Genomic DNA, 25,576 nt, shown 5'->3' with positions numbered 1-25,576 from the left:
GTCGAGGAGAATGGGAGATTTCTCGCCAGCAGTTGGCAGGGATGGCAACGGACCTGGGTTTGAAGGCGGCGGCCATGCCGGCGCGCCCCCTCAGATCCCTGGGCCGTATTCTCGAAAAACGCCGGCAGGCCGGGTGGATGTGCGAGTTTGAGGCGGAGAATACGGCGGATCGCATCGACCCCTTGAGGAGCCTGCCCGGCGCGCAATCGGTGGTCGCGGTGGCTATGCCCTACCGCAACCGGCGGTGGGATACCCCTCGCCCCCCGGGTCTCAGGGGCGCGCTTTCCAAGTACGCCTGGGGAGAGGACTACCACCGGGTGTTGCGCAGGCGGCTGGGGGCCTTGGCGGACCGGTTGGCAACGACGGCTGGCCGGGAGATCACCGTGCGGGCGGCGGTGGACACCGGCCCTTTGGTGGAGCGGGCCTTCGCGGAAGCGGCGGGTCTCGGGCGGGTTGGCAAGAACGGATGTCTGTACGTGGAACCTTACGGTTCCTGGGTGTTTCTGGGCCTCTTGCTGACGGATTTGCGGATTGAACCTGAACGGACCGATCCACCTGGGGAAGTGGGGCGTTGGGGGAATGAAGGTCCCCGTGTGGACGGTCAGGCTGACCCGGACGTTTTCACTTTGTGCGGGACCTGCGATCGCTGCCTGCGGGCGTGCCCCACCCAGGCCTTTGAGGCGCCGGGGGTTCTGAATCCCAATCGCTGTCTATCGTATGTGACCCAGATGAAAGGCCTTCTCCCGGAGGAATTTCAGGCCCCCATGGGCACGCGAATCTGGGGGTGCGACATTTGCCAGGCGGTCTGCCCAATCAATCGCCGGGCGGCCTGCGCGCCGGAGGTCCTGGAAGAGATCGGTGAACCCGGGCCTGAGTCCGACCGGGAATTCCTCGATCGCGCTTATCCCGACCTGATAGAGCTTCTCACCATGTCCCGGCGATCTTTCGAGCGGAGGTTCGGGGTTACGGCGGTGGCGTGGCGGGGGGTGCACACCCTTCGCCGAAACGCCGCCTCGGCGCTCGGAACCTGGCGGGATCCCCGGGCGGTCCCCCCATTGATCGATCGGTTGGGCGATGGGCGGCCCGAGGTGCGCAGCGCCGCCGCCTGGGCCCTCGCCCGGATCTGCACCCCCGAAGGGTGGGCCGCCCTGGCGGAGGCCGCCGAACGGGAGACGGACTCCCGGGTGCGGGCCCGGATGGAGGCTTTGCTTTCACAACAGGGCTTGTCGGCGAAACCACTCTAAGAATTTTTTCCGGGCCGGCTCCTCCCGGACGCAGCGGCGAAATTCTCTGAGAACCTGGTCGTCGTGCCGGTCCCCCTGCTGCCAGCGGTGGGTTGTGCGCCAGAAGCGGTGGGGAAACGCCAAGAAGGCCTGCAGAAGGCGGTACTCGACCCGGGTCAAGGTGACGGCGGTATTGTATTGCAGGATGCCGGTCAACCCCAGTTCTGGCGCCCAATTGGCTTTTTGTAGGCCCCGTCGCAACAGGTGGGCCAGATCCAGAGTGCGGGGGGCGTAGGCGAGGTAGTCAAAATCCACCAAGTATGCCACCTGACCTTTGCGGATCAGGTTTGATGGAGTCAGATCCATGTGGCACACCGCCGGGCTCTCCCGTTCCTGCTCGAGGCGGCGCTGGCACTCCGGGGCGAGGAGCCGGTCGAGGGCTTCATGGGCCTGGCGGAGGAACACCGGGGCGTGCTCCAGGTAGAAGAGGTCATCGTCCTGCTCTTCATTGACGATTTCGGCGCGTTTTAGCGCCTTTTCCATTTCTTCGGTTCGCCGGGCGAGTCGGCTGACAATGTCGAAAGCCGAGGGGAGGTTACGGCGCTCTTCCCCGGTGCTTTCATCGTTGACCCAGCGATGGGTCAGTTGGTGGAACTTGGAGAGACTTTGCGAGGCTTTTGCCATGTCCGCCGCTGAAGCCAAATCCACCTCCCGGCCGTCGATCCACTCCATGGCGTAGTACAATCCGTCATCCCCCCGGACAAAGGGCGTGTCAGAAGCCCGGGTCGAGCCGGTGTGCCGAGGGGTGATCCAGCGGGGCACCGGGCCGCCCCGGCGAGAGGCGTAATCCAGCGCGCGGTGCATCGCCTCCACATGGAGGGGACTGTGGGGGGAACGCTTTAAGATGAGGGTGGTCCGGGCGCTCTGCAATCGGAGGGCGCTGCCGTGTCTGGACACCCGGGTAAAGACATAGGGATAGGCGGCCAATACGCTGGAGTCGAAGCCCCACCGCTCCAACTCTGTCCGCACCCCCAGGGAGGTAACGGCGATGGATTCCGAAGATTTGGCCGTTGGACGGGGCGTGGGGCGAGGGGGAGAAGAATCCCCGGCGTCGCCGGCCGCCGGGGAGGCGGATTTTTTTGGCTTTCCCGTGGGGGACGGAGGCTTCGAGGGCTTCGGCCGCACGTGGACCTCGGGCAGGTCCCCCTCCCCCTCTTCCTCGTCCCAGGGGCTTTCCGGCTCTGAGGCGGGAGTGGAAGGAGCGGGTTTTGCCCAAGATGGCTTCTTCTTGTCCCCCGTTCCATTCTTGACGGCCTTTGCCTGGTCTTTCGCCGGTTTGCCCTTTTCAGGGGCTTCACTGGCCTTCGCCAGGAAGGCGGGGGGAGTTGTGAATTCTTTCCATAAATGTTTTAGCCAAGGTGGGATGGATTCGGCCATCGAAAGTCACCTCCGAGCATCGGCATCATCGTAGCCTATGAAGCCCGGAGGGCGGCGGTATAGACGGTCGCCCCTCACCGGGCGCCAGCTTCGCCCAAAGTTTCCCAGACCTCCAGTTTGGTGCGCACCCGGCGGATGACCTCGTCGGTGAATTCCGTTGTGCTGGTGCTGCCCCCCAAATCTGCCGTTCGCACTCCGTCCGCCACCGCCTCCAGGGCAGCTTCGTAGATCGCCCGGCTGGCTGCCGTGGCATTCTCCGTGTCGAAGTAGCTCAAAAGGGCTGCCCCAGCCAAGATCATGGCCATGGGGTTGGCGACATTCTTTCCGTACAGAGCGGGCGCTGTGCCATGGGGCGCCTCCGCCATCACCACTTTGGGCCGCAAATGATCATCCACGGATAACAGGAGGGACTCCGACCCCGCGATGGAACCGAACATCTGGAGAACGAGGTCGCTCATGCAATCCCCGTCCCGGTTGAGGGTAGGGATCACCAAGGGTTCTCCACTGGTGGTTAACAGGAGGGCGTAGGTGGCGTCGATCAATTGCGGTTCATAGCGGACCTCCGGGTGCCGCTTTGCCGCCTCATCCAGTTCCTCCTTGAGCATTCCTTCGTACACAGGGCTCACGGTGTATTTGGGCCCACCAAAAACTTTTGCCTTCATCCGTTTGGCCTGCTGGAAGGCGAATTCGGCCACTTGTCGGCAGACCCTTCGGGAGATGTGTTCGGTTCGGTACGCCACCTCATCGAGCCCGTTTCCCTCCCGCCATTCCTTCGCTCCGTAGGCGTCGTCCACCGCCATCCGCACCACGGAGATCGGTGCGTAGACCCCGGTTAAAGGGGCCCGCCCGGGGATCCGGCGACCCGTACGCACGATGACCGTTCCGTCGATCTCTTCCCGTAGAATCGCGTTTGGACTCCCCACGTCTCCTTTCGCTTCCGGGGTGATGGTGGCCGCCTTGATTCCCAGGCCGGTTTCCCGCATCGCCGCTGCAGCCTCGTGGACCACGTGGTTCCGCGTATCCCGGCGGTGTTGAAGACTCAGGTCGAAGCGGCGAAATTCGATCTCAAACCCGATGACCGAGGCATCGAGCACTCGAAGCGCCTCTTCTAACAGCTCTTGCCCGGTCTGGTCTCCTTCCATGACGATCACCGTTTTCTCAGCCACTGTATTACCCCCTGAAATCTGCATAATTTCCAGCCGGTTTTAGCTTGCCCCGGTTTCTGCCGTTCGGGTTAGCCGGCGGTGAGGAGTTGGTGAATCACCCGGGCGGAGGTCATGACGGCGGGAGCAAAACGGTCCATAGCTTCCGGAGTGAACCGATCCGCTGGCCCGGAAACGGACAAGGCGGCAACGAGGGCACCGCCCCGATCGAAAACGGGCGCCGCCACCGCCGCTGCTCCCGCCTCCCGCTCCTCGATACTGACGGCGTACCCATTCTCCCGAACCTGTCGCAATTGGCGAAGGAACTCTTCTCGATCGAAACGGTCCGGGACTCTCGGATCGTTGAGCGTTTCATCCACCACTTCGGGAGGCGACCAGGCCAGAAGGACTTTCCCGGATGCGCCGACGTACAAAGGAAGGCGCTGGCCGATATTGGCCACCCGGCGGACTGGTTGATGGCTTTCCACCGCCTGAATGCGAATCCGTTCCGTGCCAGAGCGAATGTAGAGGCTCACCGTTTCATCCAACAAGTCACGCAGCCGGGTCATCTCCGGCAAAACTAACGTGGACAGATCCCCGGATTGGTGAATATTGCTAACCAGTTCGAGAATGCTCCAACCCAGGCGGTACTTATCTGTACGGGGGTCCCGGCGGATGAACCCCCGGCTTTCCAAGGAGGCCAAAAGCCGGTGAACCGTGCTTTTGTGTAGACCGACCCGCTTTGAAATTTCGCTCAAACCCAGTTCCATCTCGGTACTGGAGAAACAGAGAAGTATGTCTAGCGCTCGCTCCACTGCTCGGACCGTGCCACGTTGTCCCTCCGCCACATCCGCATCCTCCCCGACCCTGTTTCACCGTACAAAACTTCGTTTCATCCAGTAGTTTATCACAGCCTTTTATCAGCTGAAAAGGGATGAACCGTTCCGTTTGCCGCATATGAAAAAAGGAGAGGCGGTCGCGAGGAGGCGGGGGCGGTGAACCACCCGGGGTGGGCCGACGCAATTCGCACGTATTATGAACAGAAAAATCAAATCTGGTTCCAGGGCGGAGCGGGGCTCAGCCGGATGGTGGCGTCTTTTCGCGTCCACGGTTGTCAGGAAGCCCTGCTGTGGTACCAACGATTGGCCCGTCGGCGCCGAACGGTCCTGCAATCCGTTACCCGGGTCGACACTCGCCGGGTTCGCCGACAACTGACAAACGGGCCTGGTGATCCCAAAAGTCAAAAACCGGCGTCTGCGCGCTTATCCACTGAAAAACTGTGGGTGGACGTCTTGGAACACGTGCAACTGTTGTACCGGACCGGGGAAGACGTTGGAGAAGAACGGCGAATCTATCCTTGGCGTCTCGCCCTCCTTCCGGCAGGTGGTACATGGAGAATTGTGGAAGAGCGGCCGCTGAATGATGCGGATCGGGCGGTTTGGGGAACTTCCCCCCAGGAGCAAGAGGGGAAAAGTGCGGACCGGGCTCCGGGATGGTGGCGGGAGCGCTGGCGCAAGTTGTTTTCTTTCCGCCGTTTTGACCGCCTCCAAGTATTCAAATACGCCGAACTGTGGTGGGACGGGTACAATCCGCGTTTTCGCGCCTTTCGGGTCGATTGCACCAACTTTGTTTCCCAATGCCTGTGGCACGGGGGTTTTCCCATGGATCCTGCCGAGCGGCCAGAGCAAGGGTGGTGGTACGCCTGGAAGGAAGGCGGTGAGGACCGCTGGAGTCTGAGTTGGGCTGTCTCCCACAGTCTGTATTGGTATATGGTGCAGAAGGCCAGGGAAGGGAAAGTGCGGTTTGTGGACCTTCCCCAACGCTTATACGTGGGGGACATCATCCTCTACGACTGGAACGGGGATGGAACGTGGCAGCACGCCGCTGTCGTTGTTGATTTTGATCCCGAGGGACAGCCCTTGGTGAACGCCCACACCACCGCGAGTTACCATCGACTTTGGGACTATGGCGACAGCCCGGCTTGGACCCGGGAAACCCGATATGCCTTTATCCACATTGAGGACGGGTAACCCGGAAGAGGGACCGTCCGGTCTCGGGCCCCGGATGCCCCCCATCTACCGGCTTTTACCTGTTGTCGTAAGATCGAGAAAATGTTTCAGGATCCGGGCGGTGAGTCCCCAGATCACTTTCCCTTTGTACTCGTAAAAATACTCCGGTGTCTGTCCCCGGGTCCAGGGGTAGTTGCGTCCGCCGGGAATACGGTGGAAGGGGAAAGTTTCCTCGGGGTGCACGTCCAGGTGGACGTGGTGCACCTCCGGGGGATGACGGAGAAAGTAATCCACGGGGACACAAAATACTTCTTCGACTTCATCGGGGTTTGGACGCAGGGGTTCGGGGGCAATCCGGCACACGTAGGGGTAGACGATGGTCCGCCACGGGTTTACAAGAATGTCGAGCGGCCCCAACACCTTGATGCGATTTTCTGGCAGCCCCAGCTCTTCCCCCATTTCCCGAATGGCCGTCATCGCCGGATCTTCTCCCGGTTCCACTTGTCCGCCGGGGAAACAGATTTCGCCGGGTTGGCGGCGAAGCCGGTGGGAGCGCACTTCAAAGACCAGCTGCCATCCTCCGTCTCCCTCCAGGAGAGGCAGCGCCACGGCCGCTTGCACCATACCTTCGCTGCCCAGAATCCTCGGTTTTCTCTCCTTTAGGAAGTTCTCCAACGCGTCTGTTTCCATGCCATCGTTCCCCATCTTTCGCGAATGCTCGGGATTCTACTCCCAAAATCCATTATAGCTGTGAAGAAGGACCGAGTTGTAAAGATCTCCAAGGTCTGGTCAAAAAGTTTATGACGGAAGGCCCCAAAGGCGCGCTTTTGGGATGATCCGAAGGGCGAATCGACACACTGGGAATAGGCACAGCAGGTCGGGTTCGACGAAACAGCTTGGTAAAACGTTCACGAAAAAGAGGAAATGCGCTACACTATAGCTGTTTGCAACAGGGACACCGATCATGGTAAAAGGCGAGGTGCAAAATGATGGCAAGTCAGGACGTATTTCAAACCCGGCGGACGCTTGAGGCGGGAGGGAAGTCTTACGTTTATTACAGCCTGCCCGCCCTGGACAAACAGGGCGTGGGCCCGATTTCTCGACTCCCCTACTCCATTCGGGTGTTGTTGGAGGCGGCACTGCGGCAGGTGGACGGCAAAGGGGTCACCGAGGAACATGTCAAAAAATTGGCCAATTGGCAGGAGAGTCACCGTCACCCTGTGGAGATCCCCTTTAAGCCGGCCCGCATCGTTCTTCAGGATTTCACCGGCGTGCCTGCGGTGGTGGACCTGACGGCGATGCGGCGGACAGTCAAAGAGATGGGCGGCGATCCGAGCAAAATCAACCCCTTGGTCCCGGTGGACCTGGTGATCGATCATTCCGTTCAAGTCGATTTGTACGGCACCCCCGAGGCCCTGGAGCGCAATATGGAGCTGGAGTTTCAGCGCAATGAAGAGCGCTATCGGTTTTTGCGCTGGGCTCAGGGCGCCTTTGAGAACTTCCGGGTGGTGCCACCGTCGACGGGCATCGTCCACCAGGTGAACCTGGAGTACTTGGCTTCTGTGGTGGGACGGCGGGAAGACGGGGACGAGACGGTCCTTTTTCCCGACTCCTTGGTCGGCACCGACTCCCACACCACCATGATCAATGGCTTGGGCGTTCTCGGTTGGGGCGTTGGCGGCATCGAGGCGGAAGCCGGGATGCTGGGCCAGCCGCTGTATTTTCTCATCCCGGAAGTGATCGGGTTCCGGCTGACCGGCCGCCTGCCCGAGGGGTCGACGGCCACAGATCTGGCGCTCACGGTGACGAACCTTCTGCGCAAAAAGGGTGTGGTGGGGAAATTCGTCGAGTTTTTCGGCCCCGGATTATCCTCTATCACCGTGGCCGACCGGGCGACGGTCGCCAACATGGCGCCGGAATACGGCGCGACGATGGGATATTTTCCTGTCGATGAAAGAACGTTGGATTACCTGCGGTTGACCGGGAGAAAGGCTGAAGATGTCGCTTTGGCGGAGGCGTATCTGAAAGCCCAGGGGCTGCTTCATACCGAAGAGGCGCCCGAGCCGGTATTCAGCGACATCGTGGAACTGGATCTCTCCACCGTAAAACCGACCTTGGCGGGTCCGAAGCGGCCCCAGGACAAGGTGCCGTTGCCGGATTTAAAGGCGTCCTTTGAAAAAGCGGTGGAATCGCCGGTGGATCAGGGCGGCTTTGGATTCGGCAAAGAGGGCCTGGCTCGTACTTCGGATGTAAAATACCCGGACGGCAGCCGGGAGACTCTGCGCACCGGGGCGGTGGTCATCGCCGCCATCACCAGCTGTACTAACACCTCAAATCCCTCGGTGATGATCGGTGCGGGCCTGTTGGCGAAAAAGGCCGTGGAAAAAGGGCTGACAAAGCCGCGCTATGTGAAAAGTTCCCTGGCTCCCGGCTCCCGGGTGGTCACGGCCTATTTGAAGCGGGCAGGACTGTTGCCAGCCCTGGAGCAGCTCGGTTTTGCGGTGGTGGGATACGGGTGCACCACCTGTATCGGGAACAGTGGTCCCCTGGATCCCGAGGTGGCCGAGGCGATCCAGGAGCAGGATATGACCGTGGCGGCGGTACTCAGCGGCAACCGGAACTTTGAGGGCCGGATTCATCCCCTCGTCCGGGCGAACTATCTGGCGTCTCCGCCTTTGGTGGTGGCCTACGCCCTGGCCGGAACGGTGGATATCGACCTGTCAAAAGAACCCCTGGGGACGGATCGCGATGGCAACCCCGTATATCTCAAAGACATTTGGCCGTCTTCCGAAGAGGTCCAAGCCGCGATTCAACAGGCGGTGACGGCGGAATTGTTCTCCGAGGAGTACGCCCATGTGCTCACGGCGAACCAGAGGTGGAACGCCCTGCCCACTCCCGAAGGGGAGTTGTATCATTTTGACGCTGACTCGACCTACATCCAAGAACCGCCCTTCTTTGTCAATCTGAGCCGGGAAGCGGGTCATATCGCGGATATTCGCGGTGCACGGGTTCTGGCTCTGTTGGGGGATTCGGTGACCACCGACCACATTTCCCCGGCGGGGAGTATCGCGCCGAATTCCCCCGCGGCCAAATACCTCATGGAGCACGGCGTGGAACGCCGGGATTTCAACTCCTACGGCTCCCGACGGGGCAACCACGAGGTCATGATGCGGGGAACCTTTGCGAATATCCGGATTCGAAACCTGTTGGCCCCGGGCACCGAGGGCGGAGTGACGGTGTATTTGCCCACCGGCGAGACCATGCCGATTTATGATGCGGCGATGAAATACCAGGCGGACGGCACGCCCCTCGTGGTTTTGGCGGGCAAAGAGTACGGCACCGGAAGTTCCCGGGACTGGGCGGCGAAGGGCACGATGCTCCTCGGTGTCAAAGCGGTCCTGGCCGAGAGCTTTGAGCGGATCCACCGTTCGAATCTGGTGGGGATGGGGGTATTGCCGCTCCAGTTCACCAAGGGAGAGAGCTGGAAGAGCTTGGGGTTGACTGGAAAAGAGCGGTTTGACATTCAAGGTCTCTCCGATGACATCAAGCCCCTGTCCACCGTCCGGGTGACCGCGGTGGGTGAAGACGGCGGGCGCCGGGAGTTCGAAGCTTTGGTGCGCCTGGACTCGGTGGTGGAGATTGAATACTACCGGAATGGCGGGATTCTGCAAACGGTGTTGCGGCAACTGCTGAACGGTTGAACGGCTTGCTCTCGCCCGGGCGGGCGATGCAAGGAATTCAGTGCCATTGAACCTACAAAAAAAGGGCGCTTTCGGGCGCCTTTTTTTCGTAGATGTTTTCCCGTTGTTCCTATTTTCGGCCCCTGCGGGTTCGGGCACCTGTCTTCCTCCTGCGGACGGGAGTTTTTTTTCGTTTTTTGCGGCGCCGGTGTTTTGTGGACGACCTTTCGAGGGCAAACCATATGAAGGAACTCGCCACGCCAAGCAAAACGGCTATGAGCAAGGTTCGAACCGGCGTATCGAAGACATCCCGGCTCCCGGTGGCCGGGGCGAGGATCAGGACCCAAACGGCCGCCAAAAGGGCCGTCCGCAGGAAAAATTGTCGGAAAGTCATGACTCGCCGAGCCCTCGGTTCCGAGAGGACTCAGGACTCGGCGGGCGGGCCGGGTCGCGTGCTTGTATCCCGTCACCATCGGGGGATAGATCCTTTGACAGACTTTTTTCGCGCTCTCCGGTACCGCTGGATTGGACGCCAAGCTGCAGGTCTTCACGTTCCGCAGACCCTGCATCTCGCGAAAAAGTTTCGGCCCATACCATAAGACGCCGCAACGCGTCGGGGTCGCCGGCGGGGATGCGGGCACGGCACTGGACCGCTTTCTCACCGAAGGAGTCTACCCAAAGGTCCGTTCCCGGCCCGGCCAAGGTCCGGAGTTTTTCCCGGGCGGCGGACAGGGGACAATGGTATGGGAGCCCGAGGGTGAAGGTGCTGTAGGCTGTGTCTTCGGAATGAATGGTGACGGCGGCCACCACGGCGGTGGAGTTCGGGAGAACCCGGGTGATCTCCCCATCCCGCAGCACCGTATAAAACAGGTTCAATTCCTCGACGACACCGGTGTACTCTGCGCCGGAGAACATCCAGGAACGGCAGGTAATGCGCTGGCCGAGCGTATAAGGTCTCAAGGTCATGATCACGAGGCCCGCCAGAATATTGGCCAAGGTGGACTGGGCTGCGATTCCGACGATGACGCCGGTCACCGCGCCGCTGACCAACAGACTGCTGACCGAGGTGTTGGCCATGCGGAGGCTGAACACCGCCACGAATAAGTACGCAAATCCCGTCAGGACGTTGACCCCGAGGTTCCACATGCTGGCGTGTCGGGGCGTGTGATAGACGATGCTCATGAGGATGCGCCGCATGCGGTTCACCAGGAGAAAACCGATGACAACCCATAACACCGCCGTCCCTGTGGAAAAGACGGTGCGGTATTCCTTGGCGAGTCGGCTGGTGACGAGATCTGACCCGATTTCCAGCAGGATGGCCAATACAATGAGGAGAAAAAAGGCGACAAAGGTCTGTTTCCAAGGAAATCTAGATTTTTCCTGAGAATCGAGGGTCATCGATCAGGGACCTCCTCTCTCACCCGCAGGGCACCGCACGGCGTTTGAACGGTGGATGCCCGGTACGGCACGGGTCTATTCTAGCAAATCGTCCCGGGGGTTCTCAAAAACCAAAGGGGATTCTACTTGGTGGAAGGGGGGTCAGGGCTTTGATTCTCGTACGAAGGTGGTGCGGTCCTATCGAAGATACACCGTTTTTTGCGAGATTCGGCGAGATCTTTACATAAGTTTTAAAGTGGGTTCATGTTGCGTTTAGATCGGATCGCTATACTTGGGGTCGAAATGATAAGAAGGAGGAGCGCACAGGATGCAAATTGTGAAACGGGTTTGGAAGCCCTTTGGGGTCCTGGCTCTTACGGCCACCCTGTTAGCTGGGTGCGGAAGCAGTGCCACCCCGGGCAACACCAATCAAACCGGTGGCGGTCAGGCCAGGGTTCAGCTGACCGGTGCTGGATCGACCTTCGACTATCCGTATTTTTCTAAGGCCTTCGCGGAATACAAGAACGCCCATCCCAATGTCGAAGTCAACTATCAGTCCATCGGGAGCGGGGGCGGAATCGAGCAGTTCACCAAGAAGTTAGTGGACTTTGGTGCCACTGACGTGCCGCTCAACAAAGATGAATACGCGAAAGCCAAAGCGTCGGGTGGCGATGTGGTGGAGATCCCGGTGGCTCTGGGTGGTGTGGCCCTGGCGTACAATTTGCCGGACGTCACCCAACAACTGAAGATGACCCCGGATGTTGTGGCGAAGATTTTCCTCGGCAAGATCAAAAACTGGAATGATCCTGCGATCCAATCGTTGAATCCCGATGTCCAGTTGCCGAACCTACCGATCACCACGGTTCACCGATCGGACGGCAGTGGGACGAACTATATCGTGACCGACTACCTGAGCACGGTGAGTCCGGAGTGGAAGTCCTCGATTGGCAAAGGTAAATCGGTTCAGTGGCCCGGCGGCCTCGGCGCCAAGGGGAACGAAGGCGTAGCCGGCCAGATCAAGCAGACCACCGGTGCCTTCGGATACGTGGAGCTGGCTTACGCGCTGGAGACCAAGATGAGTTATGTAGCCCTGCAGAACAAGGCGGGCAAATACGTGGCTCCGACCTTGGAATCGGTGACGGCGGCGGCCTCCCAGTTCCCGAATGTCAGCGCGGATAACTTTTCCATCGTGAACGCGCCGGGAGACGGCAGTTATCCCATCGCCGGGTACTCCTGGGTACTGCTCTGGAAAGACCAGCAAGACGCCAACAAAGCCAAGACTTTACTCGACGTGATGAAGTATGTCGTGACGGATGGGCAGAAGCTGGCGACCACCATTCAGTATGCTCCCCTGCCGCAAAATGTGCAGGAGATGGCGGTGGGGCTGTTGAAGCAGATCCAGGCAGGCGGCCAGCCGGTGATGCAATAACGATCGGACGCCTGGGGAGGGTGTCGGCAGCCGTGACCGGTGCCCATGCGGGGCGTGCGGCGGACGGGCGGGAGGACGTTCCCGTTCGTCCGCCGTTTTTTTGGCTGCGAACACCGCTTGGCCTGAAAGTTTTTTCGCTTTGACGTTGACGTCATCTTTGGCGCGGGGTGGTCAGGGTGAAATGGGGTAAGGGGTTTTCGTCGCTACGCTGGCGGTTGTCAGCAGTGACTGGTCTTTTGCTGCTGGTTGCACTGGGATGCTTGGGCGTTCTCTCGGTCATCTTGGTCAAACACGAGGCCCAGCAAAGAGCGGCGGAGGAGACCACACAGATTGTCGGTCTGTTGGTGCAGTCGGGGAGAGAACTTCAAGGTGTGGCGGTACAAAGGGCGAATCAAGGCTATCAGCAAGCCAGCTTTTTGATCTCGCGCCTGCGGGCCGATCAGGGAGCCCCGGCGGCCCGGGATGACGGCCTTTACTTCGGCAAAGAAAAAGTAAGCGGCAATGAACAGTTCTTGGCCCAGCTCACCCAGTTTACGGGTACCGATGTGAGCATCGCCGTGCGACGGGGGGATTCTTTCGTCCGGACGCTTACCTCGTTAAAAGACGGCCAGGGACGGGTGTTGGGAGAGGCGCCCCTGTCTCCCCAGGAACTGCAGTCTCTGAGCAAAGGGGCCTACTACTCCGGAGTCGTCATGATTCAAGGGCGGCTGTATCAAGTGTACGACATGCCCCTGGCGGATGATCGAGGGAATGTGGTGGGCGCCATCGGTATTGAGGTCGCCCTGCAACCGTATATGGACCGGCTGGTCGATCATATCCGGAGTGTACATATCGGTTCCCGGGGATACGCTTTTGCGGTGAAGGCGGGCGATGGGGCCACAGGCGGTCAGGCCCCGACTTTTGCGGTCCCACCCAGCGGCACGCCCACGTCCGGCGGCGATGGTTCATGGTTGCAAAAGATGGTGCAGACCGGTCGCGGAACGATGGAATACCAGTGGGCTGCGCCGGGGGGAGGGGTTGAACCGCATTTTGCGGCCTATGATACGGTTCCCGACTGGGGTTGGGTCATTGCTGCTGGCGGGCCGGTCTCGGACCTGACCCAGGGGGCCGCGGTGTTGGAGAGGACGTTGATCGTTTCCACCGCCATGCTCTTGGTGATTTCGATGGTGCTCAGTGCCTTGACCGCCGGAGGGTTGGCCCGGCCGATTCAGCTGGCCGCCCGGGGGATTCGCCGGGTGGCCCGGGGGGAACTGCGGCTCTCTGATATGGAGAGAACGAGAATGAAGAGGACAGCTCTGCGGAAGGATGAGGTGGGGGACCTTGCTAGGGGGTATCTGGTCATGGTGGAAAAGATGACTCAGGTATCCGGTCGCCTCCGGGAGGCGGCCCACACTCTGGGTACAGGAATCGGTCGGGCGAAGGGCAGTACCTCCACGGCCGAGGAGGTGGCGGTTAGCCTTTCCCTGTCCACGGAACAGATCGCCGCGGGTGCAGCTCATCAGGCGGAGCAGGCGGCCCGGGCCCGGGAGGAACTGGAGGTGCTGGCCCAGCTTTTGGCTGGCTGGGAGGCGCAGTTCCGCGGAGTGGTGAAACAGTCCGTCGAAGCCCGGGGCGTGGCCCAGGACGCCCGAGCGGTCATGGAGGCCTGGGAGCGGAGTTGGGAGAATCTCGTGGCAAAAATGGAAGAAGCGGGAGCTCGGGTGGGCCGTCTGGCCGACCACAGTCTGGTCATCTCCGAGGCGGTGGACCTGGTGAGCAGATTGGCTCGCCGGACGGAACTACTCGCGCTGAATGCCGGGATCGAGGCCGCCCGGGCCGGGGCTGAGGGTCGGGGATTCGCGGTGGTGGCGGAGGAAATTAGAAGTCTCGCCGAACAGAGTCGGGACAACGCTGCCCAGATTCAGCGGCGGGCGGCGGAGGTCGGGGCGGATGCCGCCGAAGCCCGCCAGGCGATGGAGGAGAGCCGTCGGGGTTTGGTTCAAGGGGTGGAGACGGCAGGACGGGCCAAGGGGGCGTTCGATGAGGTGGTGTCAGCCCTCGGCGGGATAGCGACTCGCATCGAAGAGATGGCCGGCGCCCAGGCGCAGATGGCGGTCGCCCGGGAGTCCATGGTGGAAAACATGCGAGGGGTGCTGGAGGTCGCCCGGGAGACGTCGGCGGCCACCCAAGAGCTATCGTCGGGGTTCGGGGAGCAGCACCACTTGTTTCGCTTATTGAAACAGGAGATGAAAAATCTGGAAGGGCTTGGAGAGTCCTTACTCGATGTGATCTCGTTTTGGGGATTGCAGAACACGTCCTTATCGACGCCGTCCGCGTCTCCCCCGGATTCCGAGAACGAGCAACAAACGGGGTCTGAGCCGGACTCCGGGGCGGAGGAGAATGCGGCGGCTTCTCGGGAAGTCCCCTCCGGAGAGATCGAGGTGCCCAAGCCGGGATCAGGAGGGTCCGCCGGGCCCGCCCCGGTTGAGGAGCCGGGAGCGCTCGTGGCTAGAACCTAGCCGGCGAGTGCCGAGGGCCCGGAAAGTGTGGAGGGGCCCCCTTGTCACCTACTCATCCTCCTCCGGGTCATCCCCCGGCATCGCCCTCCCGGTGATCAATTTGTAACCGACCCCGCGGACCGTCTTGATCAATTGGGGGGAAGCGGGGTTCGGCTCGATCTTGTTTCTCAAGTGGCTGATGTGCACATCCACCACCCGGGTGTCGCCCGTGTATTTAAATCCCCAGATATGATCGAGGAGGGTGTCCCGGGTGACCACTTTGTCGGCATGTTCAGCAAGATGGTGCAGCAGTTGAAACTCTTTCAAGGTCAGGGAAACTTCCTGCCCGAATACGGTCACGGTATGTTTGGCCAAATCGATGATAACGGGTCCGGCGTGGAGCACGTCCGCAGTGCGCCGCTCCCCGTTGCCGGACAGTTGGTACCTTCGGAGGACGGCCCGAATCCGGGCCGCCAATTCCCGGGGCCGAAAGGGTTTGGTGATGTAGTCGTCGGCGCCCATCTCCAAGCACAGGACCCGCTCCACTTCGTCGTCCAATGCGGTCAGAAAAATAATCGGGATCGTGATTCCTTCTTGCCGGAGAATTTTACAGATGTCCAATCCACTCATGTCTGGAAGCATATGATCCAGAATAATGAGGTCCACCGGCTCCCCCTCCCGAAGGCGCTGAAACACCTCCTCGGGGTGGGTTGCGGTTTCGGCCACATATCCGGCTTTTTCAAGATGAAACTGCAGGACCGCGAGGATCGCTTCTTCGTCATCGACCACCAGGATTCGCTCCACCTCGGCCAGCCTCCCAGAACGAAACGTGCTTGTGTCTTCTTATTGTAATGGTCTTATGTTGTCTCGTTGTGAGATTTGTATAGATGGTCTGTAAAATTGTATTTACCCAAGGTTCACATTCGGTTCATGATCTATTTACGTTTGTTCGATAGACTAAAAGCAGTGTGCCGCCGGCTGTGCACGGTAGGTGGCGGCGCGGGGAGGAATGGTCATGGACGCCTTGCCGGCTGCGGGTGAGGTCAAAATCGATGTGGAACAATTGAATCTGTTCTATGGATCGGCGCAAGCGTTGTTCAATGTATCGATGGGCGTCCACCGGAGGGCGATCACGGCCCTGATCGGCCCGTCCGGGTGCGGAAAATCGACGTTTCTCCGCACGCTGAACCGAATGAACGACCTGATTGCCGGGGTGCGTATCACCGGAACGGTGCGAATCGACGGGATGGATATCTACGGGCCGCGCATTGATGTGGTGGATTTGCGAAAGCGGGTGGGGATGGTGTTTCAGCGTCCAAACCCGTTTCCGATGTCGGTATACGACAATGTGGCCTACGGGCCGCGCATCCACGGTACCCGGAGCAAGAAAAAGCTGGACGAGATTGTGGAGCGTTCCCTGCGCCGGGCGGCCCTTTGGGACGAGATCAAAGATCGACTCCACGAGCCGGCCCTGGGTCTTTCCGGGGGTCAGCAGCAACGACTGTGCATTGCGCGACTTTTGGCGGTGGAACCGGAGGTGGTGCTCATGGACGAGCCGACGTCCGCCCTGGACCCCATTTCTACTCTTCGAATTGAAGAATTGATTACAGAACTAAAAGAGAGTTATACTATTATGATCGTAACCCATAATATGCAGCAGGCGGCCCGGGTGTCGGACTACACGGCGTTTTTCCTGAATGGTGAACTGGTGGAGGTGAATCGCACGGACGAATTGTTCACGAAACCCCAGGATAAACGTACGGAGGACTACATCACCGGCCGCTTCGGCTAAAGGAGGCGACCGTGGTGGATACGCGCAGCGGGTTTCACGAAGAGTTGGAGTCCCTGGAGCAGAGTCTTTTGGCGATGGGCGGGCTGGTCAGCCAGGCTGTGCGCGATAGTGTAACCGCCTTAAAAGAACTGAACCAGTCTTTGGCGGAGCAGGTGATCGAACGGGATGACCAGCTGGATGACATGCAGGTGGAGATCGAAAACCGCTGTTTGCGCCTCATCGCCCTGCAGCAACCGATGGCCGGTGACCTTCGCACCATCGGGACGGTGCTGAAAATGGTCACCGATCTGGAGCGGATGGGGGACCACGCGGTCGACATTGCCCGGACGGCGCTGAAATTGTCCGGAGAAACGCTGATCAAGCCCCTGATCGACATTCCGCGCCTGGGGGAGATCGCCCAGGAGATGCTGGGCATCGGCCTCCGGGCGTTTGTGGACCGGGATGCCGATCTGGCCCAGACGTTGGCGGACCGGGATGACGATGTGGATCACCTGTATAGCCAGATTTTTCGAGAACTCCTGGTTTTGATGATCGAAGATCCCTCCACGATTCGCCAGGCAACCCAACTCCTGTTTGTGGCCCAGAGCTTGGAGCGGGTGGCTGACCACATCACGAACATCGGGGAATGGACCATCTACATGGTGACGGGGGAGCGTCGAGACCTCAACCTGTGATGGGACGCTAAAGGAAAGGATGTCGAGCGGTGGGACGACTGCGGTTCTTGTCGCGCCAGGCCGACACGTGGTTTCGGATCGGCGTGTCGGCCATGGCGATCCTTTTGCTCTTGACGGCAGCAGCTCTCGTGGTGTTGCTGGCCATCCAGTCGATGCCTTCGTTCCGCGAGTTTGGACTGGGCTTTTTTATCGGGCGGCAGTGGGATCCGGTAAATAATGAATTCGGGGCTCTGCCCTTTGTTTACGGCACCGTGGTTACATCATTGATCGCCCTGGTTTTGGTGATTTTCGTGGGTATCGGATCGGCGATTTTTCTGACCCAGTACCTCAAGGGATGGCTGTCATCGGTGGTGGGCTTTATCATTGAGCTTTTGGCGGCAATCCCGAGCGTGGTATACGGGTTATGGGGGATTTTTGCCATTGCGCCGTGGATGCGCACCAGCGTGGAGCCGTGGCTCGGGGCGCACCTGGGATTCTTGCCCTTGTTTCAGGGGACGCCCTACGGGGTGGGGCTGCTCACGGCCGGGTTTATCCTCGCGATCATGATCCTGCCGACGGTAACCTCCCTATCCCGGGATATCATGGCTGTGGTTCCCTCGGCGATCAAAGAAGGGGCGCTGGCCCTGGGCGCCACCCATTGGGAGATGATTCGTTCCACGGTGTTGCCGTACTCATGGCCGGGGATCATCGGCGCCTTAATGTTGGGGCTCGGAAGGGCTCTCGGGGAGACGATGGCGGTGACGATGGTGATCGGCAACCGCCCGGAGGTATCCGCCTCCCTGTTTGCACCGGGTCACAGTATGGCGAGCGTCATCGCCAACGAGTTCACCGAGGCCACATCCCACCTCTATCTGTCGGCTCTCTCGGAGATCGGGTTTACGCTTTTTATCGTGACGGCCCTGTTTAGCCTGTTGTCCCGTTGGCTGGTGGTCCGGTTGATGGCCCGGGCCGGAAGGGAGGTTTGAATGTGGGGAGGCGCTTGCGACGAAAGGTGGCCAATGTCCTGGCTGCACTCATCAGCGCCCTGATGGTCATTCTGGCGGTCATACCTCTGTTTCACGTGTTGTTTTACGTGCTCGGGAAGGGGTTGCCGGGGTTGTCGTGGACATTTTTCACCAATATCCCCGCACCCACGGGGGTGCCCGGGGGAGGTATGGGCAACGCCATTCTCGGCTCGCTCATTCTGGTGGCCATCGCGTCATTGGTCAGCGTGCCCCTGGGAATTGGGGCGGGCATTTTTCTGTCGGAGTGGGGGAGGGGGCGCCTGGGGGATTTGGTGCGCTGGGTGGCGGACATGCTGTCCGGGGCTCCTTCCATCGTGGTGGGGCTATTCATCTATAGTATTGTCGTGGTCCCCATGCAGGGGTTTTCGGCCCTGTCCGGAGGACTTGCTCTGGCGGTGCTCATGATGCCCACCGTGGCGCGAAGCACGGAGCAGATGCTGCGCATGGTGCCGGTGGCGCTGCGGGAGGGGTCGCTGGCCCTCGGGGCGAACTGGGCACAGACGGTGTGGCGGGTGGTCATGCCCGCGGCCAGGAGGGGAATTTTGACCGGCGTGATGCTGGCGGTGGCCCGGGTGATGGGGGAGACGGCGCCGCTGATCGTCACCGCCTTCGGCAGCGGATTCTGGCCGTCGAGTATTTTCAAACCCATTGCCGCCGTGCCACTTCAAGTGTTCGTGTACGCGATTTCGCCCTATCCGGACTGGCAGCAGCAGGCCTGGACCGGGGCTTTGACCTTGGTGCTGATCGTGCTGGTGATCAACATTGTGGCAAGGGTGGCGCTCAGAGACCGGATGGGTGTCGGACGGTAAAGCGGGGGACAAGCCGCGGCGGCACGTGATACACTAGGATTGAGGAGAGTACCGTGCGGCGAGGAGCGGTGAGCATGGGCACTGTATTGATCGTCGATGACGAGCCGGCCATTGTCGAGCTCGTGTCCTGGCACCTCAAGAAGGCGGGGTATGCGGTGGACACAGCGGAGAGTGGTGAGGAGGCGGATCGAAAGGTCCGGGAGGGAAATGTGGACCTGGTGGTCCTCGATGTAATGCTCCCCGGGATGGACGGCTTGAGTTTGTGCCGCAGTTGGCGAGACGACGGGATTGGAATTCCGGTGATTTTTCTTACAGCCCGAGATGACGAGGTGGACCGGGTGTTGGGGCTGGATCTGGGCGGGGACGATTATGTCACAAAGCCGTTTTTGCCCCGCGAGCTGGTGTCCCGGGTGAAAGCGGTTTTGCGCCGGGCAGCTGCCGGTTCCCATCGCCAAGGGGGGGCGAGCCACGAGATTCGTGTCGGAGATATGGTGATTTGGCCCCAGGAGTACCGGGTGGAGGTGGCGGGGAAGCCGGTGCAGCTCACCGCCCGGGAGTTCACACTGTTGACGGTGATGGCGTCGAAACCGGGGAGGGTGTGGACCCGGGACGAGTTGCTCGATCAGGTGTGGGGCTACACCTATGCCGGCGATACCCGGATTGTCGACGTCATAGTGAGCCACCTTCGGGACAAAATCGAAGAGAATCCCAGAAAGCCACGGTATATCACTACGGTTCGGGGTGTGGGTTACGGGTTCGGAGGGAGCCTGGAATGGGGCGATCGTTAAGTCGCCGGCTGGTGGTGATGGGATTCGTCCTGTCGGCTGTGGCCGGGCTGTGGACGGGCCTTTGGGTGGTGCGCAGTGAGGTGCGGGGCTCGATGATCGAGGTGCAGGGCATCGCCGCCCGGGAGGCGGCACTGGCGGCTCAGGACGCGAGTACGCGCTGGTCCGAGCCGGTGAGGCTGATCGGATGGGCCGAGCAGACTGCTGGGTTGCTCGATGCGATATGCCGGGTGTATGGCCCCGATGGGCGGGTAATCGCGTCTTCCGGGGGAACCGGGGGTTCGGCCGATTCGAACGCAGCCGCCCAGCTCGGGCCTGGGGTGGAACTGAACCGGGCTTTGGCCGGCGAGACGGCCACCGATGTCCAGCAGAATCCCGTGGGCCGGTTGGTGGTGCGGGCGGCGTCGCCAGTCCGGGCGGGGGATCGCATCCTGGGGGTCGTGTGGCTGGAGACACCCTTGGCCGAGGTGGTGGCCCCCTTTGGCGCGTGGTGGGCTTGGCTGCTGGGTTTGGGCGTCAGCGTCGGTTTGGGAGTGGCGTGGTCGGCGGTGGTAGCGAGGGATATCCGGACCGGGTTGCTCCAACTCAGGCGGGCAGCGGTGGATTGGGCCCAGGGGCGATACCACGGGCTGCCCTTTCGACGTAAGGATGAACTTGGCCAAGTGGCCGAGGAGTTGGCCGAGATGGCCTCTGCCTTCCAGCGCTCGACGGAGGATCTGGCCATGAGTGTGGAGAAACTTCACCTGGAAAAGGACCGGCTGGAAATCACGATGCAACATCTGGTCAGCGGGGTCATGGCCCTAGACGGCCGAGGTCGGGTGGAGTGGATTAATCCGGTCATGGCCGAGTTGATCGGGGAGCAGCGGGTGATCGGTCGGCGGTTCTGGGGCATTCAAGCGTTCCAGCCGATCTATGCGATGATTGATCAGGCGGTTCGCAACGGCGAGGGGGGCCGATACGACGGGGTGTTCGGCCCGGCCCGCCGGGAGGTGGAGGTGCACGTGGTGCCGATCCCCCGGATCCCAGGCCAGGGGCAAGAGGCCGGATCGACGAAGGATGTGGGTCGATCTGAAGGGAGGCACTTATCCGGCGGAAGCAGTTTGTCTGGCGGGGCCGTGGTGATCATTCACGATGTGACCGAACGTCGAAGGCTGGAACAGGTGCGCAAAGAATTTGTGACCAATGTTTCCCATGAACTCAAAACCCCGGTGACCGCCATTTGCGGACTGGCAGAGACCGTGGTGGAAGAGGATTTGGCCCCTGAGGAGCGAAAACATTTTCTGGAGTTGATCAATCGGGAGGCCCGGCGACTGGAACAGCTGGTCCGGGATCTGTTGGATCTTTCCCGGCTGGAGTCCCACCTGACCACGCTGCACCGGAGACCGGTGGATCTGGCGGAGATGGCCCGGGATGTGGTGCAGGATTACGGGTATGCGGCGGAGCAAGCCGGGTCCCATCTTTATTTGGACAAAGAGGGCGATTGCCGGGCCGAAGTGGATCCCGACCGGGTGCGGCAGGTATTGAGCAATTTGATTGACAATGCGCTAAAATACACTCCAGCCGGAGGCCGGGTGGATGTCCGGGTCGTGGGCACGGATCCCCGGGAGGTCAAGGTGGAGGTCGCCGACACGGGGGTTGGAATCCCCCCCGAAGACCGGGACCGGGTGTTTGAACGCTTCTACCGGGTGGATAAGGCCCGGTCCCGGGCCACGGGCGGCACAGGGCTGGGGCTCGCCATCGTTAAACATGTGGTACAGCTTCACGGAGGCCGGGTGGGAGTTGAAAGTGAAGTGGGGAAAGGGAGTCGTTTTTTTGTTCAACTCCCCCGCCGGTGGCCTCCGGACAGCTTACCCTGACAATGGCCGAGGAACGGAGTGGGGCCGGGGGTTCGCAACTGCTAAATAAGACTTGTGAACTGATCCGCCGGATCTGTTCCGGCGAAGTGGGCCGGTTGGTGATCACCCACAAGGACCGCCTGCTCCGGTTCGGGTCGGAGTTGGTGTTCTCCTTGTGCGAGCATTTTGGGACGGAGGTGGTGATCATGAACGCCTCGGAAGAGGCGACCTTTGAGGAAGAGCTGGTGCAAGACGTGCTGGAGATCATCACGGTGTTTTCGGCCCGGCTGTACGGGAGCCGGAGCCGGGAAGAACCGGGACATCATGAAAACGTTGAAGGAGGCGGCCGATGCCATCCGTCCTGAAAATGCTTCTGGAAGTGGATGAACACACGGCGGCGATTCTGGACGGGCAGTCGCGAATCGCCAACTGGCTGTACAATCACCTTCTCGAAGAGGCGAACACCCTGCGGGAGAAGTTCCGGAGCACCCAGGACCCGGAAGCGGCCAGGGTGCTGTACACGGAGCGCGGCCTGCGGGACCGGGTTCCGGCGCTCAAACAGGAGTATCCATTCCTGCGGACGGTGTATTCGTCCGTGCTGAAGAACGCGGCCCTGCGGCTGAGCGGAGCGATCCGGAAATACCAGAAGGCCCGTCGCGAAAAGGGGGCGAAGAAGGTCGGCTGGCCGAAGTTCCGGTCGTGGAGGCGGGAATGGTTCTCCCTGCAATATGACGAGCCGTGGAAGGGTTACCGGTTGGAGGGCCGGAAGCTGGAGGTGTCCCTGGGGAAGGTGCTGGACGAAAAGGCGGGCAAGGAGAAGCAAGCCCAGGTGACGGCCCGGCTGGCGGAACCCTTGCCCGATTGGTTCGAGCCGGGAATGGTTCGCCAGCTTCGGATCGTCAAGGAAGGGAAGCTGTTTTACGCGGTCTTCACGGTCAGGCGGCCTGTGCCGGCCCGGCGATCTGTGGGGCGGGTCATTGCGATTGACCCGAACCACAAGAACCTGGGCTACGGAGTGGGGACCGACGGGGTGGCGACGGAAATCCAAAACCCGTGGTTTCTCAAGATCCTGGACCGGCGAATCGACGAGGTGAAATCCCTGCGGGACCGGTGCAAGAGGAAGTCGGTTCGGGTGGTACGGGAAGACAGATCGGAGGTGTGGTTGCCGTCGCGAAGGTGGAAGAAGCTGAACGAGCGGCTGGACGAGCTGTGGCGGGTGCGCCGAGAACAGACGAAGGCGTACCTGCGGACGGTGGCCAACCGGCTGTACCGGGAGTACGACGGGGTGTACGTGGGGGACTATACGCCGCACGGCGGGGGGATCAGCACAGGAATGCGCCGGGCGATGAACAACCAGTCGCTCATTGGGCGGTTCAAGGAAACCCTGGCGTGGGTGGCGACCCGATCCGGGAAAGTGTACGGCGAGTGGGACGAAGACGGGTCGACCCGCACCTGCCACGTGTGCGACTACGAAGTGCCAGGCGGGATTCCGCCGGAGGTTCGGGAGTGGACCTGTCCGGAGTGCGGGACGTACCACATCCGGGACGAGAATTCGTCGATCAACGGACTGGAACAAGTGCTGAAAAACTTGGAGGTGCCTGGCTCGGGCCGTCTGGGAGACAAGATTGTCGTGAGGACCAGGCGGGCTTGGCGGTTCGACGGTATAGGTATCACTGAGATGCCGGGGATTGTCGGCGGGCGGGTGGGGGATCACGCCGCCGGCCGCCAAGAAATCCAATGAGGGACATGACAGTCCCGAACCCAAATTCTGCGCAAAGTGAGATTTGTGTAGGTTTGGGAGAGCGGCGCAGTATAATGGGGGTACAGGGATGGAGAGACGACCTTTTCACGTGGTGCTGGTGGAGCCGGAGATTCCTCCCAACACCGGGAATGTTGCACGCACGTGTGCGGCCACGGGAACGGTCCTTCATCTGGTCCGTCCTTTGGGATTTGAGGTGGATGATCGCCACCTGCGTCGGGCGGGGTTGGATTATTGGCATTTGGTTCACGTTGAGTACCACGATCGGTTTGAAGAACTGCTGGAACGACACCCGGAGGGGCGCTTTTTTTATTTTAGTACCAAGGGGAAGCGTCACTATGCCGAGGTGAGGTATCAGCCCGGGGATTTTCTGGTGTTTGGAAAAGAAACCCGGGGGTTGCCCGATGCTTTGTTGGAGCGATTTCCCGAGCAAACGGTGAGGATCCCCATGCGTCCGGACATTCGCTCATTAAATCTGTCGAACTCTGTGGCTTTGGCGTTGTTTGAGGCGCTTCGGCAGAACGGTTTTCCGGGTCTCGTGTGAATCCGGGTTCACGAAGTGGCAAAAGGGGGGGCGCCTGTGTCTGAAATCGATTTGGCGGAGTTTGCGGTGATCGGGGGCTCCAGCACCTTTTCGTTGCATTTTCCAGAGGATGTCGAGGCGGAAGACGTACAGGTGCTGAAAAGCGGAGTGCGTTTCGACACCCCGTACGGTCCCGGGCCGGAGATGAAATTGTTTACGCTCGGGGACAAGCGAGTTTGGACGGTGAAGATGCACGGCTGGCGCCCCGAGGAGGGGTTACCTAGGGGCCAGGCCTCTCAACGACTGTTTTGGATTCTCGGCCAGGCCGGAGTGCGCAAGGTGTACGCCGAGGGTGGAGTTGGAGCGTGCAATCATTTGCTGGATCTGAGGGATGTGGTCATTCCCGACGACTACATCGACCAGTCCATGCGCAAAGATGTGGGGTTGGGGGGCCCGTATCTATTGGTGATGCGTCAGCCCACTTGTCCCCACGGCCGACGGCGATTGGCCCGAGCTGCCCGGGATGCCGGCCTTGGCCGGGTGTTCGAACGCGGGGTGTACGCCAACACCGATGGGCGTCATTTTGAAAGCGTAGCCGAAGTACGGGCTCTGCAGATGATGGGGGCAGACGTGATCGGGCAGAGCATGTGCCCGGAGGTGTACCTGGCCCGGGAGATCGGTGCCTGCTACGCCCGGGTCGACCTGGTGGTGAATTATGCCGAAGGGGTGGTCCGGGATTGGCGGCACGAGGAATTGCGGGACTTGTTTTTTCAAGAAGCCCGGGCGGTGGGCCGGATTCTGCTCGACGCGCTGCGCGAAACGCCTCTTGATGAAGATTGCGGATGCCGGGACCTGCGAAAGGATACCCTGCTGACGAAGGAAAACATCGGAAAGGGGCGATAGGGGTTGACCCGGAGGGCCCTGTTGTTCGATCTCGATGGGACGCTTTTGCCGCTGGATCTGGAGACCTTTTTGCACGGCTGTTTTTCGGGCATGGCCCGCCGGGTGGGCCGTTGGCTGGCGCCAGACGAACTGGTGAACTTAATTTGGGCGGCGGTCAAAGACACGGTGGAGAACGACGATTCCCATCGCACGAACGACGAAGTATTCCGAGAGGCCTTCATGGCCAGGGCCGGCGCCGGGAAGGACGAAGTCTGGGCCGAGATGGAGGCCTTCTATGAGGAAGAGTTTGCCCAGCTTCGCCATTTGACCCGACCGACGGACTTGGCCCAGGAAATTTGTCGCACAGCTCTGGAGCAAGGTTATGAGTTGGTGGTGGCCACCAATCCGATTTTCCCCGAGAAGGCAATTCATGAGCGACTGCGCTGGGCGGGCCTTGAGGCCATTCCCTTTCGCCTGGTGACGACCATGGAGAATTCCCATTATTGTAAGCCCCGGGTTCATTATTACCGCGAGATTTTGACGAAGATCGGCCGATGTCCAGAGGAGTGCACGATGATCGGCAACGATGTTGTGGAGGACGGGGCAGCGGCCGAGGCGGGAATCGCAGTTGGTCTCGTCACCGACTGTCTCGTGGGATCCGTGCCGGTGGACCGCCCCCCGGCATGGACCGGGACGTTGATGGACGTGCTGGAGTGGGTCAAACACAGGGAAATTTAAC

Annotated in this window: 21 protein-coding genes and 1 pseudogene; 16 read left to right on the top strand and 6 right to left on the bottom strand. The window is 60.7% G+C overall.

What is annotated here, in order from left to right:
* Positions 1-41: 41 nt before the first annotated feature.
* Positions 42-1,244 (top strand): epoxyqueuosine reductase, encoded by a 1,203-nt coding sequence (locus CVV65_RS12645; protein ID WP_198592024.1) that lies wholly within the window; start codon positions 42-44, stop codon positions 1,242-1,244.
* Here the strand turns inward: CVV65_RS12645 and CVV65_RS12640 are convergent.
* The 3 genes from CVV65_RS12640 to CVV65_RS12630 all read right to left on the bottom strand — a co-directional run bounded on the left by CVV65_RS12640 (position 1,212) and on the right by CVV65_RS12630 (position 4,650).
* Positions 1,212-2,660, bottom strand: coding sequence for a phosphotransferase (locus tag CVV65_RS12640; RefSeq protein ID WP_100668431.1), 1,449 nt, complete (start codon positions 2,658-2,660; stop codon positions 1,212-1,214). The two genes, CVV65_RS12645 and CVV65_RS12640, sit on opposite strands and share 33 nt — an antisense overlap.
* A gap of 74 nt (positions 2,661-2,734) precedes the next feature.
* Entirely contained in the window at positions 2,735-3,850 is a 1,116-nt protein-coding gene (locus CVV65_RS12635) for an isocitrate/isopropylmalate family dehydrogenase (protein WP_407635219.1), read from the bottom strand.
* Between the two features lie 44 nt (positions 3,851-3,894).
* On the bottom strand, positions 3,895-4,650 hold the full coding sequence (locus CVV65_RS12630; RefSeq protein WP_100668430.1) for an IclR family transcriptional regulator: 756 nt from the start codon (positions 4,648-4,650) through the stop codon (positions 3,895-3,897).
* A gap of 147 nt (positions 4,651-4,797) precedes the next feature.
* Between CVV65_RS12630 and CVV65_RS12625 the strand changes: the two genes are divergently transcribed.
* Entirely contained in the window at positions 4,798-5,832 is a 1,035-nt protein-coding gene (locus tag CVV65_RS12625; protein WP_100668429.1) for an amidase domain-containing protein, read from the top strand.
* Between the two features lie 45 nt (positions 5,833-5,877).
* Here CVV65_RS12625 and CVV65_RS12620 read toward each other — a convergent pair whose 3' ends face one another.
* Positions 5,878-6,501: an NUDIX hydrolase gene (locus CVV65_RS12620; RefSeq protein WP_100668428.1), complete on the bottom strand. Its 624-nt coding sequence runs from the start codon at positions 6,499-6,501 to the stop codon at positions 5,878-5,880.
* A gap of 299 nt (positions 6,502-6,800) precedes the next feature.
* Between CVV65_RS12620 and acnA the strand changes: the two genes are divergently transcribed.
* Positions 6,801-9,512: an aconitate hydratase AcnA gene (gene acnA, locus CVV65_RS12615; RefSeq protein ID WP_100668427.1), complete on the top strand. Its 2,712-nt coding sequence runs from the start codon at positions 6,801-6,803 to the stop codon at positions 9,510-9,512.
* A gap of 369 nt (positions 9,513-9,881) precedes the next feature.
* Here the strand turns inward: acnA and CVV65_RS12605 are convergent, their stop codons facing one another.
* Positions 9,882-10,889: a mechanosensitive ion channel family protein gene (locus tag CVV65_RS12605; RefSeq protein ID WP_100668425.1), complete on the bottom strand. Its 1,008-nt coding sequence runs from the start codon at positions 10,887-10,889 to the stop codon at positions 9,882-9,884.
* Positions 10,890-11,196: 307 nt separating this feature from the next.
* On the opposite strand from CVV65_RS12605, the gene pstS reads away from it, so the two are divergent.
* Together pstS and CVV65_RS12595 are read left to right on the top strand one after the other, a co-directional pair.
* Positions 11,197-12,297 carry a phosphate ABC transporter substrate-binding protein PstS gene (gene pstS, locus CVV65_RS12600; protein ID WP_100668424.1) on the top strand — a complete coding sequence of 367 codons (1,101 nt, stop codon included), beginning with the start codon at positions 11,197-11,199 and terminating at the stop codon, positions 12,295-12,297.
* Between the two features lie 176 nt (positions 12,298-12,473).
* Positions 12,474-14,795 (top strand): methyl-accepting chemotaxis protein, encoded by a 2,322-nt coding sequence (locus CVV65_RS12595; protein WP_198592023.1) that lies wholly within the window; start codon positions 12,474-12,476, stop codon positions 14,793-14,795.
* 48 nt (positions 14,796-14,843) lie between these two features.
* Here CVV65_RS12595 and CVV65_RS12590 read toward each other — a convergent pair whose 3' ends face one another.
* On the bottom strand, positions 14,844-15,578 hold the full coding sequence (locus CVV65_RS12590; RefSeq protein ID WP_100668422.1) for a response regulator transcription factor: 735 nt from the start codon (positions 15,576-15,578) through the stop codon (positions 14,844-14,846).
* A 211-nt stretch (positions 15,579-15,789) separates the two neighbouring features.
* Between CVV65_RS12590 and pstB the strand changes: the two genes are divergently transcribed.
* The 11 genes and pseudogenes from pstB (at position 15,790) to CVV65_RS12535 (ending at position 25,575) form a co-directional block, all read left to right on the top strand.
* On the top strand, positions 15,790-16,566 hold the full coding sequence (gene pstB / locus CVV65_RS12585) for a phosphate ABC transporter ATP-binding protein PstB (protein ID WP_100668421.1): 777 nt from the start codon (positions 15,790-15,792) through the stop codon (positions 16,564-16,566).
* A 14-nt stretch (positions 16,567-16,580) separates the two neighbouring features.
* Positions 16,581-17,240 carry a phosphate signaling complex protein PhoU gene (gene phoU, locus CVV65_RS12580; RefSeq protein WP_100669500.1) on the top strand — a complete coding sequence of 220 codons (660 nt, stop codon included), beginning with the start codon at positions 16,581-16,583 and terminating at the stop codon, positions 17,238-17,240.
* A 29-nt stretch (positions 17,241-17,269) separates the two neighbouring features.
* Positions 17,270-18,205 carry a phosphate ABC transporter permease subunit PstC gene (gene pstC, locus CVV65_RS12575; protein ID WP_100668420.1) on the top strand — a complete coding sequence of 312 codons (936 nt, stop codon included), beginning with the start codon at positions 17,270-17,272 and terminating at the stop codon, positions 18,203-18,205.
* Between the two features lie 2 nt (positions 18,206-18,207).
* Positions 18,208-19,053, top strand: a complete 846-nt coding sequence (pstA, locus tag CVV65_RS12570; RefSeq protein ID WP_100668419.1) for a phosphate ABC transporter permease PstA — start codon at positions 18,208-18,210, stop codon at positions 19,051-19,053.
* A 74-nt stretch (positions 19,054-19,127) separates the two neighbouring features.
* A complete protein-coding gene (locus CVV65_RS12565) occupies positions 19,128-19,841 on the top strand; it encodes a response regulator transcription factor (RefSeq protein WP_100668418.1) in 714 nt (237 codons plus the stop codon).
* Entirely contained in the window at positions 19,826-21,694 is a 1,869-nt protein-coding gene (locus CVV65_RS12560; protein WP_100668417.1) for a HAMP domain-containing sensor histidine kinase, read from the top strand. The genes CVV65_RS12565 and CVV65_RS12560 overlap by 16 nt, the downstream gene beginning before the upstream one ends.
* Before the next feature lie 2 nt (positions 21,695-21,696).
* Positions 21,697-21,984, top strand: a pseudogene (locus CVV65_RS12555) (recombinase family protein); the annotation flags it as partial.
* A 38-nt stretch (positions 21,985-22,022) separates the two neighbouring features.
* Positions 22,023-23,414 (top strand): RNA-guided endonuclease InsQ/TnpB family protein, encoded by a 1,392-nt coding sequence (locus CVV65_RS12550; protein WP_100668416.1) that lies wholly within the window; start codon positions 22,023-22,025, stop codon positions 23,412-23,414.
* Between the two features lie 88 nt (positions 23,415-23,502).
* Positions 23,503-23,976 (top strand): tRNA (uridine(34)/cytosine(34)/5-carboxymethylaminomethyluridine(34)-2'-O)-methyltransferase TrmL, encoded by a 474-nt coding sequence (trmL, locus tag CVV65_RS12545; RefSeq protein ID WP_100668415.1) that lies wholly within the window; start codon positions 23,503-23,505, stop codon positions 23,974-23,976.
* Positions 23,977-24,012: 36 nt separating this feature from the next.
* Positions 24,013-24,858 (top strand): MTAP family purine nucleoside phosphorylase, encoded by an 846-nt coding sequence (locus tag CVV65_RS12540; RefSeq protein ID WP_100668414.1) that lies wholly within the window; start codon positions 24,013-24,015, stop codon positions 24,856-24,858.
* 3 nt (positions 24,859-24,861) lie between these two features.
* Positions 24,862-25,575: an HAD family hydrolase gene (locus CVV65_RS12535; protein ID WP_100668413.1), complete on the top strand. Its 714-nt coding sequence runs from the start codon at positions 24,862-24,864 to the stop codon at positions 25,573-25,575.
* Position 25,576: the final 1 nt, after the last annotated feature.

It is taken from the genome of Kyrpidia spormannii (genome assembly GCF_002804065.1).
Classification (GTDB): domain Bacteria; phylum Bacillota; class Bacilli; order Kyrpidiales; family Kyrpidiaceae; genus Kyrpidia; species Kyrpidia spormannii.
This window is presented reverse-complemented; position numbering and strand designations above follow the sequence as displayed.

What these genes read in the sequence shown, in the direction of transcription:
- CVV65_RS12645 (WP_198592024.1), top strand. Translation starts at nt 42, where the DNA reads ATGGCAACGGACCTGGGTTTGAAGGCGGCGGCCATGCCGGCGCGCCCC.
- CVV65_RS12640 (WP_100668431.1), bottom strand. Translation starts at nt 2,660, where the DNA reads ATGGCCGAATCCATCCCACCTTGGCTAAAACATTTATGGAAAGAATTC.
- CVV65_RS12635 (WP_407635219.1), bottom strand. Translation starts at nt 3,850, where the DNA reads ATGCAGATTTCAGGGGGTAATACAGTGGCTGAGAAAACGGTGATCGTC.
- CVV65_RS12620 (WP_100668428.1), bottom strand. Translation starts at nt 6,501, where the DNA reads ATGGAAACAGACGCGTTGGAGAACTTCCTAAAGGAGAGAAAACCGAGG.
- acnA (WP_100668427.1), top strand. Translation starts at nt 6,801, where the DNA reads ATGGCAAGTCAGGACGTATTTCAAACCCGGCGGACGCTTGAGGCGGGA.
- CVV65_RS12605 (WP_100668425.1), bottom strand. Translation starts at nt 10,889, where the DNA reads ATGACCCTCGATTCTCAGGAAAAATCTAGATTTCCTTGGAAACAGACC.
- pstS (WP_100668424.1), top strand. Translation starts at nt 11,197, where the DNA reads ATGCAAATTGTGAAACGGGTTTGGAAGCCCTTTGGGGTCCTGGCTCTT.
- pstB (WP_100668421.1), top strand. Translation starts at nt 15,790, where the DNA reads ATGGACGCCTTGCCGGCTGCGGGTGAGGTCAAAATCGATGTGGAACAA.
- CVV65_RS12565 (WP_100668418.1), top strand. Translation starts at nt 19,128, where the DNA reads ATGGGCACTGTATTGATCGTCGATGACGAGCCGGCCATTGTCGAGCTC.
- CVV65_RS12560 (WP_100668417.1), top strand. Translation starts at nt 19,826, where the DNA reads ATGGGGCGATCGTTAAGTCGCCGGCTGGTGGTGATGGGATTCGTCCTG.
- CVV65_RS12550 (WP_100668416.1), top strand. Translation starts at nt 22,023, where the DNA reads ATGCCATCCGTCCTGAAAATGCTTCTGGAAGTGGATGAACACACGGCG.
- trmL (WP_100668415.1), top strand. Translation starts at nt 23,503, where the DNA reads ATGGAGAGACGACCTTTTCACGTGGTGCTGGTGGAGCCGGAGATTCCT.